The 16,621-nt window shown below is 39.2% G+C and carries 16 protein-coding genes and 7 pseudogenes; 13 read left to right on the top strand and 10 right to left on the bottom strand.

The annotated features are described in order from the left end of the window. Positions 1-6 precede the first annotated feature (6 nt). Positions 7-411, bottom strand: coding sequence for a hypothetical protein (locus KUH03_RS38680; protein WP_257089957.1), 405 nt, complete (start codon positions 409-411; stop codon positions 7-9). Positions 412-720: 309 nt separating this feature from the next. Here KUH03_RS38680 and KUH03_RS38675 point away from each other — a divergent pair. The 5 genes and pseudogenes from KUH03_RS38675 (at position 721) to KUH03_RS38655 (ending at position 2,403) form a co-directional block, all read left to right on the top strand. Beyond that, positions 721-1,052: pseudogene (locus tag KUH03_RS38675) on the top strand (multidrug efflux SMR transporter). Between the two features lie 53 nt (positions 1,053-1,105). Next, positions 1,106-1,447 (top strand): DEAD/DEAH box helicase, encoded by a 342-nt coding sequence (locus KUH03_RS38670; protein ID WP_257089956.1) that lies wholly within the window; start codon positions 1,106-1,108, stop codon positions 1,445-1,447. After that, positions 1,432-2,094 (top strand): DEAD/DEAH box helicase, encoded by a 663-nt coding sequence (locus tag KUH03_RS38665; RefSeq protein WP_257089955.1) that lies wholly within the window; start codon positions 1,432-1,434, stop codon positions 2,092-2,094. Before KUH03_RS38670 ends, KUH03_RS38665 begins: the two co-directional genes overlap by 16 nt. Before the next feature lie 35 nt (positions 2,095-2,129). After that, a complete protein-coding gene (locus tag KUH03_RS38660; RefSeq protein ID WP_257089954.1) occupies positions 2,130-2,294 on the top strand; it encodes a hypothetical protein in 165 nt (54 codons plus the stop codon). Then, a complete protein-coding gene (locus KUH03_RS38655; RefSeq protein WP_257089953.1) occupies positions 2,251-2,403 on the top strand; it encodes a hypothetical protein in 153 nt (50 codons plus the stop codon). The genes KUH03_RS38660 and KUH03_RS38655 overlap by 44 nt, the downstream gene beginning before the upstream one ends. Positions 2,404-2,558: 155 nt before the next feature. Here KUH03_RS38655 and KUH03_RS38650 read toward each other — a convergent pair. From KUH03_RS38650 to recQ, 4 genes and pseudogenes are all read right to left on the bottom strand, one after another. Beyond that, positions 2,559-3,136, bottom strand: a pseudogene (locus KUH03_RS38650) (SGNH/GDSL hydrolase family protein). Then, the gene (locus KUH03_RS38645) at positions 3,034-3,645 is read right to left on the bottom strand and encodes an SGNH/GDSL hydrolase N-terminal domain-containing protein (RefSeq protein WP_257089951.1); all 612 of its coding nucleotides are present in this window, start codon (positions 3,643-3,645) and stop codon (positions 3,034-3,036) included. Before KUH03_RS38645 ends, KUH03_RS38650 begins: the two are co-directional and overlap by 103 nt. Before the next feature lie 80 nt (positions 3,646-3,725). Further along, positions 3,726-4,540 (bottom strand): annotated as a pseudogene (gene kdsA, locus KUH03_RS38640) (3-deoxy-8-phosphooctulonate synthase). A gap of 18 nt (positions 4,541-4,558) precedes the next feature. Beyond that, positions 4,559-6,745: pseudogene (gene recQ, locus KUH03_RS38635) on the bottom strand (DNA helicase RecQ). Between the two features lie 102 nt (positions 6,746-6,847). Between recQ and KUH03_RS38630 the strand changes: the two are divergent. The 4 genes and pseudogenes from KUH03_RS38630 (at position 6,848) to KUH03_RS38615 (ending at position 10,032) form a co-directional block, all read left to right on the top strand. After that, positions 6,848-7,813 carry an SIS domain-containing protein gene (locus KUH03_RS38630; RefSeq protein ID WP_257089950.1) on the top strand — a complete coding sequence of 322 codons (966 nt, stop codon included), beginning with the start codon at positions 6,848-6,850 and terminating at the stop codon, positions 7,811-7,813. Positions 7,814-7,911: 98 nt separating this feature from the next. Further along, positions 7,912-8,286: a DUF1573 domain-containing protein gene (locus tag KUH03_RS38625; RefSeq protein WP_077434338.1), complete on the top strand. Its 375-nt coding sequence runs from the start codon at positions 7,912-7,914 to the stop codon at positions 8,284-8,286. Between the two features lie 95 nt (positions 8,287-8,381). Then, positions 8,382-9,579, top strand: a pseudogene (locus KUH03_RS38620) (pyridoxal phosphate-dependent aminotransferase). 159 nt (positions 9,580-9,738) lie between these two features. Continuing rightward, positions 9,739-10,032 carry a hypothetical protein gene (locus KUH03_RS38615; protein WP_120258025.1) on the top strand — a complete coding sequence of 98 codons (294 nt, stop codon included), beginning with the start codon at positions 9,739-9,741 and terminating at the stop codon, positions 10,030-10,032. Between the two features lie 59 nt (positions 10,033-10,091). Here the strand turns inward: KUH03_RS38615 and cmk are convergent. The 3 genes and pseudogenes from cmk to topA form a co-directional block, all read right to left on the bottom strand. Then, positions 10,092-10,786, bottom strand: a pseudogene (gene cmk, locus KUH03_RS38610) ((d)CMP kinase). Beyond that, complete coding sequence (locus KUH03_RS38605) at positions 10,786-11,199, bottom strand: hypothetical protein (RefSeq protein WP_120258027.1); 414 nt, start codon at positions 11,197-11,199, stop codon at positions 10,786-10,788. Before KUH03_RS38605 ends, cmk begins: the two are co-directional and overlap by 1 nt. Before the next feature lie 2 nt (positions 11,200-11,201). Next, positions 11,202-13,599 (bottom strand): annotated as a pseudogene (topA, locus tag KUH03_RS38600) (type I DNA topoisomerase). Positions 13,600-14,024: 425 nt separating this feature from the next. Here topA and KUH03_RS38595 point away from each other — a divergent pair. Genes KUH03_RS38595 through KUH03_RS38590 form a run of 3 tightly spaced genes read left to right on the top strand, consistent with a single transcriptional unit; the run spans position 14,025 to position 14,868 of the window. Continuing rightward, positions 14,025-14,153 (top strand): hypothetical protein, encoded by a 129-nt coding sequence (locus KUH03_RS38595; RefSeq protein ID WP_257089949.1) that lies wholly within the window; start codon positions 14,025-14,027, stop codon positions 14,151-14,153. 11 nt (positions 14,154-14,164) lie between these two features. Next, entirely contained in the window at positions 14,165-14,281 is a 117-nt protein-coding gene (locus KUH03_RS49820; protein WP_373564567.1) for a hypothetical protein, read from the top strand. Continuing rightward, the gene (locus KUH03_RS38590; RefSeq protein ID WP_257089948.1) at positions 14,278-14,868 is read left to right on the top strand and encodes a glycerophosphodiester phosphodiesterase family protein; all 591 of its coding nucleotides are present in this window, start codon (positions 14,278-14,280) and stop codon (positions 14,866-14,868) included. The genes KUH03_RS49820 and KUH03_RS38590 overlap by 4 nt, the downstream gene beginning before the upstream one ends. Positions 14,869-14,959: 91 nt before the next feature. Here KUH03_RS38590 and KUH03_RS38585 read toward each other — a convergent pair whose 3' ends face one another. Together KUH03_RS38585 and KUH03_RS38580 are read right to left on the bottom strand one after the other, a co-directional pair. Continuing rightward, a complete protein-coding gene (locus tag KUH03_RS38585) occupies positions 14,960-15,301 on the bottom strand; it encodes a hypothetical protein (protein ID WP_257089947.1) in 342 nt (113 codons plus the stop codon). A 20-nt stretch (positions 15,302-15,321) separates the two neighbouring features. Continuing rightward, positions 15,322-15,708, bottom strand: a complete 387-nt coding sequence (locus tag KUH03_RS38580) for a patatin-like phospholipase family protein (protein WP_373564566.1) — start codon at positions 15,706-15,708, stop codon at positions 15,322-15,324. A gap of 175 nt (positions 15,709-15,883) precedes the next feature. Between KUH03_RS38580 and KUH03_RS38575 the strand changes: the two genes are divergently transcribed. Further along, positions 15,884-16,588, top strand: a complete 705-nt coding sequence (locus KUH03_RS38575) for a DsbA family oxidoreductase (protein WP_257089946.1) — start codon at positions 15,884-15,886, stop codon at positions 16,586-16,588. Positions 16,589-16,621: the final 33 nt, after the last annotated feature.

The raw sequence follows: 16,621 nt of genomic DNA, 5'->3' as shown, positions 1-16,621 counted from the left end.
TTTGCATCAGTCTGGGGGCCTTTTCCAAAAAGAAATTGCTTTATGAAACTGCGAAACAGCCTGATCCTCCTTGTTCTGCCTTGTCATAATCCAGCCATCACAATAATGAATATATCCCTTGATACCGTTATCATTGATTATGGGAAGAACAGATTTTGCATGTTCAAGGTAAAACCGCGATTTCTCAAAGAGGCGATCGTTATAACTATTCATTGCTGCGATGCAATTCAAATAGGCGTAGTATTGTTTGTCGGGGTAATTTTTGGCCAATTGAATATTATCATTGAGCAACTGACTTGCCAATGCTTTCTCATTGGCGAAATATAGGGCCTGCGCATATTTTCCGGTCAACAGAAACCGTTCCTTACTCCCTAGCGGAAGATTGTAGTATGATTTCTGTAGCTCCTGCAACTGCTCTTGGGCATACAGCTGACAGCAAGAGAATAGAGAAACTAAGCATATAATAAAGGTTTTAAAAAAAACACGAATATACCTCATAAAGTCTATTAATTCCCATTAGTGGATTGGTCAAACTTAGATAAATTTACCCTTATAAACAATTATAATTACCGTCAAAATTACCCTGATCGCTGTAAATGCACTGTATTTGTACCAACTCAATAACTGCAATTTCCTAAATACAATACCATTGAGGCGAAGTGAATAGCAAAAAGTGTAGCTTTGCATATAGTACTTCACTTGATCAGAAAAGAATCTGTAATGATAAAATATTTATACCTGTTTCTTGCTATTGCGGCAGAAATTTTCGCTACGACTTTCCTAAAGAAATCTGAGGGATTTACCTTATGGAAACCTACCGCTATCTGTATCATTGGTTACATTATCGCTTTTTATTTCCTGAGCATCACATTGAAATACCTTCCTGTCGGAATATCCTATGCTATTTGGTCGGGGTTGGTATCGTTGCCATTACATTGATAGGGATGATTTTGTTTAAACAGATTCCTGATACACCAGCAATAATCGGAATGATATTGATCGTCGCTGGAGTAATTATTATCAATGTCTTTTCAAAAATGGGCGCACATTAGCTGATCTAAAAACTAAATGTGTATTTTTGCAACTTACATAAACTAAAGGATACGTGTCGTTAGAGAAACTAAAACTAAGCAAAAGATTGACTGCTACGATGACCGAGCTCGGTTATTTGGCTCCAAAGGAAGTTCAGAGTAGATGCATTTCCAGAATTCTTGGCGGACAGGATGTTATTGCGATTGCTCCTGAAGGAGCGGGCAAGACCACAACTTATGTATTATCAACCTTGATGAAATTAAAATTCACGGATGATGAAGCGCCTAAGTTTTTAATCTTGGCTCCCAATGAAGAACGCATCGACGAGATCGTTGAAAAATTCTACCAACTAAGCAAAAATAGAGATCTTCGTATTATTGGATTGCGTGCAGGGGAAGTATGGAAGAAGAAATAGAAGAACTAGTTGCTGGAAAGGACATTGTAGTCGCGACACCGAACCGTGCAAGGGCAATCTATCTGAAATTAGCCCTCAATCTAAACCGTATCCAAACGTTAATTATTGATGATGCAGAAGAAATCATCAAACAGGGCATGCAAAATCCTGTAAGAGAACTAGCAGAAAGTTGTGGTAAAGTACAGCACCTGGTCTTCAGTACTGTTGAACATCAGAAGCTGTATGACATGATTGATAAGCATCTAAATGAGGATTATGCTGTGATTGAAGTGGATGAATTGGAGAATGAAACCATTGACACTTTAGATCTTTTATTGTACCATCTTCCCAATTTCACCACAAAAATCAATCTACTGAATTACCTTCTACAAGACAAAGAGGTTTTTCAAAAAGTGATTGTTTTTGTAAATTCAAAGCTTACCGCACAAAAGCTTGCTACTAGCCTATTTCAACAAGGGAAAGAGGAAATCGCTATTCTAAATCCGCTATTTTATGATGATTTTGGTTTTGAAACAACAGCAGATTTTATAGAGAGTGAGCAAACTCGTGTTTTGATCATTGCCCGGGAAAACACCAATGCAGTTGATCTCGCAAATATTCCTTTTATTTTTCAGTTTGAATTGCCAAATGAAAAGAGGAATTTTTAAACCATTTAGTCAAAAATGACGAAAATGAGGACTCCGTGGTATTGACATTTACGACCGACCTTGAACTTCCGATGGTCAGAAAAATAGAACAGGCTGTGGGTAAACGAATGGATGTCCTGGATCTTCCTGAGGATCTGCAGATTTACAATCCCACAAGTGATAAAAAGAAAAAAATCAACCAAGGAGGAACAAGAAGATAGTTCCCGTGGTGGAGCTTTTCACCAAAAGAAGGAAAGTAATGCCAAAACTTTCAATTATGGAGGTGGTGAAAAAGCAAAAATGACGATGAAATTGAAAAGAAATAAATAAAAAGGGAAGTTTAACTTCCCTTTTTATTTAAATGTCAGCTTTTTATTGATTCTTTGAGGCATCGATGAGCTCGTTACGCTGAGTTTATTGATCAGAAAGAAAACCCCGGCGAGTTTCAAGGTTAGGACTGGCTGCAAACATATAATAGCTTTATTTCAACACCTTTTTAACAACTTAATATAGGCATTTGCGATATGTTCCATCCCCTGATCGTTGGGGTGCGCATAATCTACTGTTGAGTTTAGGTCCAACCCCAGTTCCCCGCTCGATAGCATAAAAATCTGCCGAACACCCTGTGACTGTAATTTCTCGTAAGTTGCTTTCAGTACCCGGCTGCTTTGCTGATATTCTTTATTTTTGTCTTCGTTAAATACAGTATTGATATTTCCAGAACTATGCTGTGTCAATACGATCGGTGTTGTCGGATGTTCCTTTCTTAAAAAGGTAACCGCATTGACCAATAGCGAATCCAATTGTTTTTCGCTGAGTGATTTAGTAATCGCGAGATTGGGAATACAATCAAAATATAACATGCGGCGTCCACCTGATTCATTACATTTAGGATAGGCTGTTCAAGACGACCGTTACCCGAAAAACATAAATTCAACATCTCGTTATTAACAGCTCTACCTACCTGACTTGTCCAGGCAAGACCCGGCCGGCTGGTACATGCCCCTGTCCTATAGAAGTGCCATAGACCACGATAGGTTTCGAGGTAGCGGTATGTGTATATGTTAACTTCGCATCACTAGGAACACCTATTTTCAACCATTTAACCGTATTATATAAAGGCAGATACAAGCGATAGTTAAAGTTACTATTCTTGCCTATATTCTTCCAAGTATAAGAAATCGTGTCTGAAAAATCATAATTACCGTAAGCCCATTTCCAAACTTTATTCGTTGTATCATAGGCATAAAGATCCAGTCCACTCACACCGGTAGTAGGCATATGGGGCATATTCAATCCGCCGGAAACTTGATATTGCACTGTAATTTCCGAAGCTGATGTCCGAAAATCAATATAGAGTCCAGCAGAATTTTGTCCCAGTTCCCAGACTGGTTTGCGTACCTGCTTTTCCAGCTCATCCGGCAGTCGACCAAAAGCTGTAAGCTTCTGATTGTCAAGTCGGCCTTCAACATGTTTATCATCAAGAGGTGAAAACCAGGTATAATTTTGCTGTCCTTTGACAATCGAAAGCGAGAACAGCATCAAAGCGATGAGAGAAACTTTTGAAAACATACGATACTTTAGGTTTAAATTTGAATTGATTAAAAAAAGGAGCCTAATTGGCTCCTTTCTATTACGATTTATTTATTATACTATAAAATAGCTTGTCTTACACGTATTAGTTTTTCCATCAATCCTTCAAGTAGATCGAGGTGCAACATATTTGCTCCATCAGATTTTGCATTTGCAGGATCAGGATGGGTTTCTATAAATAGGCCATCGGCCCCAACAGCAATCGCCGCTTTGGCAATTGTTTCGATCAAGGCAGGCTTTCCACCTGTTACCCCTGAAGTCTGATTTGGCTGCTGAAGTGAATGTGTACAGTCCATTATAGTCGGCACATTAAAGGCACGCATTTCAGGAATTCCCCTATAGTCAACGATCAGATCCTGATAGCCAAATGTATTACCACGATCGGTCAAAAATACCTTTTCATTACCAGACTCTACAATCTTGTCTACGGCAAACTTCATGGATCCTGCACTTAAAAACTGTCCTTTTTTACGTTAACGACTTTATTGGTTTTTGCTGCAGCGACCAATAAATCCGTTTGTCTACATAAAAATGCAGGAATTTGAAGAACATCTACATAGGCTGCTGCCATTTCCGCTTCATGACTTTCATGGATATCCGTTACTGTAGGAACGCCGAAGGTCTTCCCTACTTTCTCCAAAATTTTCAGCGCTTTTTCATCTCCGATACCCATAAAAGAATCCAAACGAGACCTGTTGGCCTTACGATATGAACCTTTAAAAATATAAGGGATATTGAGTTTATCTGTAATAGTAACAATCTTTTCAGCAATCCGCAAAGCAATTTCTTCCCCTTCAATTGCACATGGCCCTGCCATTAAAAAGAAATTCTGCGAAGTTCCATTCTTTATTTCAGGAATGTATTTGTTAATCATATGAATTATATAAAAATTTTAATTACCCAATTCCGATAAAAATTTGATACGCATCAATTGAAGGTCTTCAAAACTATAATCGTCTCCTCCTAATTCCTTAAGCGCATCATTGATCGAATCAGTTTCAGCTGTTTTAAAGTAATCGTACACTTCGTCCTGACGGTCTTCATCAATAATTTCGTCAATAAAATAATTGATATTTATCTTGGTACCGGCATTAACGATCGTTTCAATTTCCTTTAATATTTCCTCGTAGGTAATCCCCTTTGCAGCGGCAATATCATCCAGCGCAAGCTTGCGGTCAATATTTTGGATGATCGCCACTTTCAACGCAGATTTATTTGCTGTACTTTTGATAACTAGGTCTACAGGTCGGTCGATTTCATTTTCCTCCACATAGTCCTTGATCAGCGCAATAAAGGAAGCTCCAAATTTTATCGCCTTACCATTCCCTACCCCTTGAATCTGTTTTAATTCATCGATATTGACCGGATAATGTGTACACATTTCCTCTAAGGAAGGATCTTGGAAGATCACAAATGGTGGCAATGATTTACTCTTAGCGATCTTTTTACGCAGATCTTTGAGCATACCCAGTAAGGTCGTGTCGAGTGCTCCGGTCCCATGACCAGCCTCGTCTCCAGCCGTACTTTCTGCGCTCTCAATAGGGCGGTTTAAAACAAACTTTAACTGGTAAGGATTTTCTATATAATTCCGACCGATATCCGTTAATTTCAACAAACCATAGTGATCAATATCTTTCTCAACGAAGTTGTCCAATACGGCTTGTCGTAACAGTGATTTCAATAGATAGTACCTTTTTCTTTTCCTGAACCAAATAGACGGTGTTCGTCATGTTTGTAGGAAGATACAGGTTGATTGTTCTGCCCGATCATCACGTTAATGACATGGTGATCGTCAAATTTTTCGCCCTGTTCTTTAATAAAGCCCAATACATCTTTTAGGGATTCTTCGGCTTCAAAATATTCTTTTTCCGAACGGCAATTATCGCACATGTTACTACAGCCCTTTTCGTCAAAGTTTTCTCCAAAATAATGAAGAATCTGTTTACGACGACAGACGGCAGATTCGGAATAATCGATGACTTCTTTCAGGATCTGTGTACCGATCTCACGTTCGGCCACAGGTTTATCTTTCATGAATTTTGTCAGCTTTTCAACATCTTTCTCCGAATAGAAAGCCAAACAATAGCCATCGCCCCCATCACGGCCAGCGCGCCCTGTTTCCTGGTAATAGCCTTCCATGGATTTTGGAATATCATGGTGGATAACATAACGGACATCCGGTTTGTCAATCCCCATACCAAAGGCGATTGTTGCGACAATCACTTCCACATCCTCCATCAAGAATTTATCTTGCGTATCAGCCCTTGTTTTCGCATCAAGGCCTGCGTGATATGGTAGCGCTTTAATACCGTTTAGGTTCAATACCTCGCTTATTTCTTCAACTTTCTTTCTGCTCAAGCAATAGACAATACCTGTTTTGCCTGGTTTTGTCTTGATAAAGCGCACAATTTCTTTGACCACGTCTTTTTTTGGGACGTACCTCATAGTATAAATTGCTCCGATTGAATGATGATTTAAATAGCACAGCATCATTCATCTGTAAGTTTTTACGGATATCGGATTGCACTTTTGAGTCGCTGTTGCTGTCAAAGCAATAATTGGAATATTAGCGCCTATCTCATTAATAACTTGACGTATTTTGCGGTATTCCGGTCTAAAATCATGTCCCCATTCTGAAATACAATGTGCTTCATCTACGGCAACAAAAGACACGGTAATCTGATGCAAGAACTCTACATTATCTTGCTTAGCAAGTGATTCTGGAGCTACATAGAGTAACTTGGTCTTTCCTGCAAGCACATCCTCCTTTACACGGGTGATTTCACTCTTGTTCAGTGAGGAGTTTAAAAAATGAGCGATACTGTCTTCGCCGCCAAACGCGCGAAGTTGATCTACTTGATTTTTCATTAAAGCAATCAACGGGGAAATTACAATTGCAGTTCCCTCACTCATGAGTGCTGGCAGTTGATAACAAATTGATTTCCCCCCCGGTTGGCATAATAACAAACGTATCCTTCTTTTGAAGAATGCTGGTTATAATAGCCTCTTGATCTCCTTTAAAAGTATCAAAACCAAAAAAATCCTGTAAATTGTCGAAAAGTGATTTTTCTATTTCCATTGCGCCTTGGGCAAAAATAAGATAGATAAATGAAGAAATAATCCTGAAAAATAATCTATTTTTGCAATCTATTCTAATACATAAAAGTAAGAGTATTTTTTTGTGAAAAACAACTACGAAATAAAAAATATAGCTATTCAAGCTATTCAAGAAGAAGCCAAGGCAGTAGCTGCTCTGGCTCAATATATTGACGATGATTTTGTTACCGTTATAAATAAAATCCTGCATCTTCAGGGGCGAGTAATCGTCACAGGTATAGGAAAAAGTGCCATTATCGCACAAAAGATTGTTGCAACATTAAATTCGACAGGCACGCCTTCTATCTTTATGCATGCAGCTGATGCCATCCATGGGGATCTGGGTATTATCCAACAGCATGATTTAATTATTGCCATATCCAAAAGCGGTAATACACCTGAAATCAAGGTCTTGGTTCCATTTCTAAAACAAACGAAAAATACGTTGGTGGCTTTGGTTGGTAACACGGAGTCCTACTTGGCGAAAAATGCAGATTACATACTAAACACCACTGTTGAGAAAGAAGCTTGTCCAAATAATTTGGCACCAACCTCCAGCACAACGGCACAATTAGCTATGGGTGATGCTCTAGCTGTTGCGCTACAGGAATGTCGTGATTTTACAGACCAAGATTTTGCGAAGTACCACCCTGGTGGTGCCCTGGGCAAAAAGCTTTACTTAAAAGTGGCGGACTTATCTGATCAAAATGGTAAACCTAGCGTACAATTGGATGCTAACGTCAGAGATATTATCATCACTATCACCCATTTCAGACTGGGCGCAGTAGCTGTCTTAGACGGCGCGCAGATCCAGGGTATTATTACCGATGGGGATATCCGTCGCATGCTCGAAAGACATACTGACCTCGCAACGGTCAGTGCAGCGGATATTATGGGCAAATCACCAAAGGTGATCGATAAAAATGAACTTGCAGCCAATGCGCTTCATATCATGCGGGAAAACAACATCACGCAATTATTGGTATCAGATCAAGGAAACTATGATGGGGTGATCCATATCCAAGATCTGCTTAAAGAGGGGATAATCTAACTGTAATAAAGTTGTTAGATGTGTAATAAATTGACAATAAATATTACATTTGGCATATCAGTTGTACTAGTTTAATCACAAAGTAATATCTTAGAAGCATGAAAAAGTATATAACAATCTTAGCAGTGATCATTTCCTTTATCGGTTTTTCGTCTATGCAAGCTGGACAAGGGGAATTTAAATTTGAAAAAGAAACACATGATTTCGGCAAGATTCCGGCTGGAACACCTGTATCATATAATTTTAAATTTTCAAACACAGGCAGTGAGCCTATTATCATTTCGAATGTAGTCCCGACTTGTGGTTGTTCGGTAGCCGAGTTCACTAAAACTCCAATCAAACCAGGAGAAACAGGAACAATCAAGGTAACTTATAACGCCGCGGCCAAAGCGCCATTTACCAAAAGTTTTACGGTACAATCGAATACCAAAACACCTGTAAAGACGCTTTATATTAAAGGGATTGTGGAATAAAAATCCAACAGATAAAACGAAAAAGCCACATCTAGATGTGGCTTTTTTCGTTTTATTTTGGTTAGCTTTGCACAACTAATTTTAAAAAAACTATAATGCCAGTAATATCAGAAAAAGGGCTAAATATGCCTGCGTCACCCATCAGAAAACTGACGCCTTATGCTGATCAAGCAAAAAAGAAGGTAAAAAATATACCACTTAAATATCGGGCAACCAGATATCCAAACACCTGAAATTATGCTTAATGCTTTGAAAAATATTGATTTCAAAGTATGGGCTTATACACCTTCTGAAGGTACCGCCACCTACCGAAAAAAATTAGCCGAGTATTATAACAAGCTAAATTACAATATTGAACCTACTGACATCCTGGTAACCAATGGTGGCTCAGAAGCGATCACAATCACCATGCAAGCCTGCTTAAATGAAGGTGAGGAAGTGATTATCCCAGAACCGTTTTATGCAAACTACAATGGTTTTGCCTGTTCTTCGGACATTGTGATCAAACCGATCATGTCTTATATTGAAAGTGGATTTGCACTACCTTCCATTGCTGAATTTGAGAAAGTAATTACCGAGAAAACCAAAGCAATCTGCATCTGTAATCCCAACAATCCGACAGGTTATCTTTATTCGAGAGAAGAGCTGGAAGCATTAAGAGAGCTTTGTCTGAAATATGATCTCTATCTTTTCTCCGATGAGGCTTATCGCGAATTTTGTTACGATGGCAGAGAGTTTATATCTCCGATGCACTTGGAAGGCCTCGAGAATAATGTTGTTATCTTTGATACGGTTTCAAAACGTTATTCAGCATGTGGTGCCCGTATAGGCTGTATTATCACCAAAAATAAAGAATTATATCAGACGGCATTGAAGTTTGCTCAGGCACGCCTAAGTCCATCTTTGGAGGGACAAATTGCCGGCGAAGCTGCTGTGGATACTCCAGACAGCTACTTTGAGGCAGTATCTAAAGAATATACGGCCAGAAGAGATGCATTGGTCAGTGGATTAAATGCAATTGATGGTGTATACTCTCCTAATCCGGGAGGTGCATTTTATGTGGTTGCTAAGTTGCCGATCGACAACGCGGATAGATTCTGCCAATGGATATTGGAGGAGTTTTCCTACAATAACGAAACGGTCATGATGGCTCCGGCAACAGGATTCTATAGCACAGAAGGTGCCGGAACCAATGAGGTTCGCCTAGCTTACGTCCTGAATCAAAATGATCTTAAAAACGCATTGATCTGTTTGGAGAAAGCACTAGAAGTATATCCAGGAAGAACGATTTAAAAAACAACAATTATATGTTGTTAGAGCCAGTCCCTTTTTGGACTGGCTTTTTTATGCCTCAGCGCTATCATAAGGGCAGTTTTCTTATCAATTTTAAAAAAACAAAACAAACTTTCTAGCGACATTGTTCTTATTACAGTATAACTAAAGATATTGCATATGGATAAATTGAAGAAATTCCAATTGATGGAAAAAATAGCGAGAGAATTAGAAGATGTCAGAAATAGCCAACAAGCTGTTTTAGAAAAGATAGGCAAAATCGAAGTTGATAACATCGAACTCGGTGATAAGAAGATTGAACAGACAATTCCCGAAATCTATCAACGTACAGCAGATAATTCAGACGCTATCAAAGCGCTTCTGGAATCTTTTCAAGAACAGACAGCAGAGTTTGGTGAGAAAAACAATGTAGAAAAGTTATTGGAGCAACAACAAATCAATAGTATAAAATAGTTGTCTTCAAAATACAAAAAATGCCGATTTTTCAATCGGCATTTTTTGTTATATCGCGTTTAAGCTTGTATTCTTGCTGCTTTGACTTTCAGATACTCCTCTTCAACAAAATGTAGTTGTTGTTCTGGAGTCAAATTTGAGTTATCCAATACGATAGCATCTTCGGCTTGTCGCAGTGGGCTCTCAGCGCGTGTACTATCAATACGATCCCGATTGGCAAGATTTTCAACAACCTCTTCGAGTGTGACATCCTCCCTTTCTCGGTCAATTCCAGGTATCTTCTAGCTGCCCTAACTTTCGGATCTGCAGTCATAAAGATCTTCAGATCGGCATCAGGGAAAACGGTAGTACCAATATCCCGGCCATCCATAATAATATTTCTCCGGCTACCCAATTTTTGTTGTTGCGCCACCATTGCGGTTCGTACTGCTTTAATTGCACTTACATCACTGACTTTATCAGAAATGTACATTTGACGGATTTCTTCCGAAATATCTTCATCATTGAGGTGAATCTCCGTTTTGACAGCATTTGGAATAAAGTCAATATGGATCTCATTTAATGCCTGATCAATTGCTTCCTGATCATCCAGTGCAATAGTATGACGAATAAAATAAAGCGTTACCGCTCTGTACATCGCGCCGCTGTCAATAAAGGCAAATTTCAGCTTTTTAGCTAAAGCTTTGGCAAGCGTACTTTTTCCACAAGAGGAAAAGCCATCTATGGCGATAATAAAATTGTGTCTTCCACTCATTATTCATTTCCTCCTATGATGACACCGGGCTTATTCACTAAAGGTACTTTAGTTAAATTACCATCCACGATGCTTTCTGGTAAAAAGATATATTTTTTATCGTAAATAATATTGTCAATATAAAAGCTCAACCAATATTCGTTGGTTAGCCCAAATACCTGCTCATCGATCGCTTCAACCCGATCAAAGGATTTAGGCTCTATATTTCCGATGAAATGCCGTAATGTTGTTGTGGTGACCTGTCTCCCATCCTTTTCACCATACCCTTTTGAACTGATCAGCACATTCTGTATTGCGATATTCTTATCGTTGATAACATACACTGTCCAGTTTTTCGTCTCCACGGTCTCGCCCTCCAAAACCACGGCTATCATGATATCTTTTACTATATTTTCTGGCAAATCTGCTTTCATCCTTATTTAGACTTTGTCGTTTTCTTAGCTGGAGCCTTCTTTGCTGTTGCTTTTTTAGCAACTGTTTTCTTTTCGGCAGTTTTTGCTTTCACGGCTTTCCCCTTCGGAGCATCCGCTTCGGCCCACTTCAACACATCTTCGTAGCTGATCTTTTCGATTTCCGTTCCTTTCGGAATTTTCAAATTCTGCTTACCAAAACGAATAAACGGTCCCCAACGGCCTTGTTCAATCTGCGCATCCGGATTTTCATCGAAAACGCGGATCACTTTTTCAATATCTTTCTGACGTTTTTCTTGAATGATCTGAATGCATTCCTCTTCGGTTACATCCAAAGGATCTACTCCTTTTGGCAAGGAATAGAAAGCCGAGTTATGACGGATATAAGGCCCAAATCGACCAATAGCAACGGTCATTTCCTTTTCTTCAAATACCCCAACTTTTTTGGGCAATTTGAATAACTCCATCGCATCCTCAAAGGTGATTGTTTCAATCATCTGTCCTTTACGTAGGGATGCAAATCGAGGTTTTTCTTCGTCATCAGGAGAACCGATCTGAACCAAAGGCCCAAATTTCCCAATACGTACAGAGACTGGTTTACCTGAAACCGGATCTACACCTAGCTCACGCTCATTGTTGGCCCGATCAGCATTCTCCAATGTATCTTCAACTTCAGAGTGAAACGGCCCATAGAAATCGTGCAACATTTTTGTCCATTCGGTCAATCCATGTGCAATATCGTCAAACTCTTTCTCCACATTCGCAGTAAAGTGAAAGTCTACAATACCATTGAAATGCTCTACAAGAAAATCATTCACAACAATACCGATATCCGTTGGGAACATTTTCCCTTTTTCTGCTCCTGTTATTTCCGTCTTAGTGACAGCTTTTAATTCCGTGTTCTCTAGTGTCAACACACGATAATCACGTGATCGCCCCTCTCTTTCTTCTTTCACAACATAGCCACGATTTTGGATCGTAGAAATTGTTGGTGCATAGGTCGAAGGTCTTCCGATACCCAGTTCCTCTAATTTCTTCACCAATGCAGCCTCAGTATAACGTGCCGGAGGTCTTGTAAAACGTTCCGTCGCAGACATACTTTTTAAGGTCAGTTGTAAACCAACTGTCAATGGTGGAAGGATTGCATTATCACTGTCCTCATCAAGGGTTGTCTCCTGATCATCATCTACAGATTCCATATAGACTTTCAGAAAACCATCAAATTTCATCACCTCACCCGAAGCGTTTAAATCTTCTGAACGTGTAGAAATCGAAATTTTCGCTAGTGTCCGCTCAAATTCAGCTTCACTCATTTGGGAAGCAATTGCCCGCTTCCAAATCAGTTCGTACAATCGCTTTTCAGCAGAATCGCCTTCAATGGTATGTTCAGAAAAATAAGTAGGACGTATAGCCTCGTGCGCTTCCTGTGCGCCCGAAGTTTTTGTTTTATATCTTCTTACTTTATGGTATTGGTTACCATATGCCGATTTAATTTCTTTTTCAGCTGCGTCTATTGCAGTATCACTCAAATTGACTGAGTCGGTACGCATATAGGTGATACGTCCGGACTCATACAGACGCTGGGCAACTTGCATGGTACGTGCCACAGAGAATCCAAGTTTTCTACTCGCTTCCTGTTGTAAGGTAGAAGTAGTAAATGGAGCTGCTGGCGAACGTTTCGATGGTTTTGTCTCCAGATTTTTAACGGAGAACAAAGCCGCCTTACAGTCTTCCAAAATTGTGTAGCCTCCGCTTCTGTCGCAAATCGTTGTGGAAGTTCAGCTTTAAAACTATCTTTAACCTTACCTGTATGAAAGAAAGCAACGATCTTAAACGCAGCCTCAGGTTCAAATTTGTTAATCTCACGTTCCCTGTCGACGATCAACCTCACGGCAACAGATTGCACACGGCCCGCAGATAAAGATGGTTTCACCTTTTTCCATAAAACGGGTGACAACTCAAAGCCCACCAATCGATCTAATACGCGTCTCGCCTGTTGTGCGTTAACGAGATTATAATCTATTTTACGGGGATTGTCGATGGCTTTTAGTATGGCTGGTTTCGTGATCTCATGAAACACAATACGTTTAGTACTTTCATCTTTCAGTCCCAATGTCTCAAATAAATGCCAAGAGATAGCTTCCCCCTCCCGGTCCTCATCGGATGCGAGCCATACAGTTTCTGCTGCCTTAGCTAATTTTTTCAGCTCGCTTACGACAGCCTTTTTATCAGAGGGAACTTCGTACTTCTGTTCGAAATTATTCTCTGTATTAATTGCATCATCGGTTTTCACCAGGTCACGGATATGTCCATAACTTGACTTTACCAAAAATCACTACCTAAATATCCTTCTATCGTTTTTGCTTTCGCTGGAGACTCAACTATCAATAAATTTTTCGCCATCTAATTTGAGATTTGTGCAAATAAAGGGAATTCTAAAAGGAATGACAATAATTTCTTGCAAAAAAGACAAAAAAATAGATTTCGCCTTAACATATAAGTGTACTATCCGATTTTCGATTCCGCTGTAATCGTTCCGAAAAGGCTTTCTTCTTGTAAAGAATGATATTTAACAGACCTTTAAAACTTCGTTTTTCTTCACTTCAATAATTTCAACGATTCATTTTAGTTTGTTCTGTTTCGAAAACACATTCGAAAAAAGATAAAATCAAGCATGCGAAACCTTCAAAGTAAAATAGGTTATGTATATTCGCCTATTCAAAACGGGGTAATTCACCCTTATTTTGTTTAAATATAATAATAATGAAAAGAAGTCTTCTTAGAATAGCCTTTTTGGTCTGCTATTATCATCTGTGTCTTGTTCAGTTATGAAAGATTCCCAAAAAACAACCAACAGCTTCCCTAAACTCAGTTTGGAAGCACATCGTGGCGGACGTGGCCTCTACCCCGAAGAATCTATTGCTGCCATGAAAATGCAATTGATCTGCCCCGGGTAACAACACTGGAAATGGATTGTCACATTACAAAAGATCGGAAAGTCGTTGTTTTTCACGACGATTATCTCAATCCCAAATTTGTATTAAAACCAGATGGCACTGAGATTTCCGAAAAGATAAATCATTGAAAATATATGCAATGAACTATAAAGACCTGATCAAGTACGATATTGGTTCCAAATTTTATAAGGAGTTTCCAGAACAGAAAAAACAAGTTACGCGTATTGCAAAACTCGCCGACCTCATCGATAGTACAGAAGCCTATGCCCTCCAAAAGAGAACAGCGCCTATGTTTTATAATATTGAGGTGAAAAGTAAAGAGGATAAAGACGGCATCTATCATCCCAGAGTAGAAGAATTCGTTGATTTAATGGTACAGGTGATCACAGAGAAAAAAATTGCAGCTCGTACCATCATTCAATCCTTTGATATTCGGGCAGTCAAGTATCTAAACAAAGCCTACCCACAATTAAAAGTTTCTTATCTTATCGATGGCAACTATACAAAAAATGCACAGGAGACAATCGCAGCATTAGGTTTTACTCCTTTCATCATTAGCCCACACTATAAGCTGGTGACCAGCGAATTTGTCAAACAATACCATAAAGCAAATGTCAAGGTAATTCCGTGGACAGTAAATAATAAAACAGAGATTGAGCAATTGAAGGTACTGAAAGTAGATGGAATTATCAGTGACTATCCCAATCTGTTTTAATCCTTGATTTCTTGACAACGATCAAAGAGCTCCCTGTTCAATTCTTGATGATCTAAATATGAAAGACCAAAATAGAGTAGTGCACAGTGCACTACTCTATTTTGGTCTTACTTTTAAGGGCTTTATCAATGTATTCCCTGCCTTTTTGAACTAAAAACTCTGCACGGTGGTAGTCCCACAAATTACAGATGTTATAAGGGATGTTGACAACAACATCCGGACGATAGAGATCAATAATCATACGGCTCATTTTTCTGCGCATCACATAATAGGAAGCTTGTAGAATATCCAGCGAATTTGAGGTTTTTGTATCCAATTTTTTGATAACAGAATACTGTTTATCCGGTTTTGATTCCAGATTGACCGCTATAATTAAATTTTCTTTTCGTGTGACGTGGTTGATGGGTAATGGATTGAGAACTCCGCCATCCACATAGACATGCGTGTCTTCCTCTACTGCTGTAAAACAGCCGGTATTGCAATAGAAGCCCGTATTGCGTCATACATACTTCCAAAATCGAGTACGACTTCTTTTTCATAATTCAGATCAGTAGCAACAGCCTTGAATAAAATAGGAAACGTTTCTATATTCGCATCGGGAATAACCGATTTCAAGGCATTAAAAACCTTAATCCCTTTCATCATTCCCAGACCCTTCCAGCTGAAATCCATCATATTGAAAACCGATTTCTTTGTTAGATTATGCATCCAGTCTTCCAGCACATCCATCTTTCCCTGGGCATAAATTCCGCCGACCAATGCGCCAATGGAACAACCCACAATTTCATCGATCTCAAAGCCCATTTCCTCTAGTTTGCGGATAATACCGATATGTACCAATCCTCTCGCTCCCCGCCCCCGAGGACGAGTGTTACTTTACGATTTAAAAAATCTTTCTCTGACATATACTTAGACCTGCAATATAATGATGTTGACATTGACCCAACAATGTAATCCGATAATCACCGTTATTATATGTATTTTTGATTACAATATACGGAGTAAAATAAGAAATATGAAAATAGAAATTTGGTCGGACATCATTTGTCCGTTTTGTTATATTGGCTTGACAAAGCTTGAGTCGGCCCTACAGGAAGTTGAGCAAGATGTACAAGCAGAGATTACCTGGAAATCCTATCAGCTCAATCCAGAATTTCCCGAAGACGCTCCGGGAATGCCAACCTACGATTACCTTGTCCGTACAAAAGGGATGAGTATGGATGATGTCGTGGCAATGACGGCACAACTCAGTGCGCAAGGTAAAGAACTTGGTATCGCATTAAACTTTGATAAAGCAATTGTCGTCAATACCAAAAAAGCACATCGTCTTCTTCATTTTGCGCAGACCCATCAAAAAGGAACTGCTTTGAAAAAATCATTATTCAAAGCCCATTTTACCGACGGTTTAGATGTCAACGATAATGCAACCCTTGTTGAACTGGCGAAACAAGTAGGTCTCCCTGTTGAAGCGGTTCAGGAGCTTTTAGCGTCTGACAACTATGCTTACGATGTCAGTCAGGACATTCAGGAAGGTGTCAACCTCGGTCTTCGTGGTGTACCATTCTTTGTCTTTGACCGGAAGTATGCAATTCCCGGTGCACAACCTATGGAAGTTTTTCACAATACGATCAAAGAGTGTTTGGCAAGCCAATCCGTCCCATTACAACAAAGAGGTGAAGAAGGGCCTTCTTGCGATCCTGAAACAGGAAAATGTGAGTAAAGAAAGAAAAAAGTTTTATTTTAATTTACTATT

Source organism: Sphingobacterium sp. E70 (genome assembly GCF_019285695.1).
Lineage (GTDB): Bacteria > Bacteroidota > Bacteroidia > Sphingobacteriales > Sphingobacteriaceae > Sphingobacterium > Sphingobacterium detergens.
The sequence above is the reverse complement of the archived record's forward strand: the minus strand, read 5'-3'. Positions and strand labels throughout refer to the sequence as shown.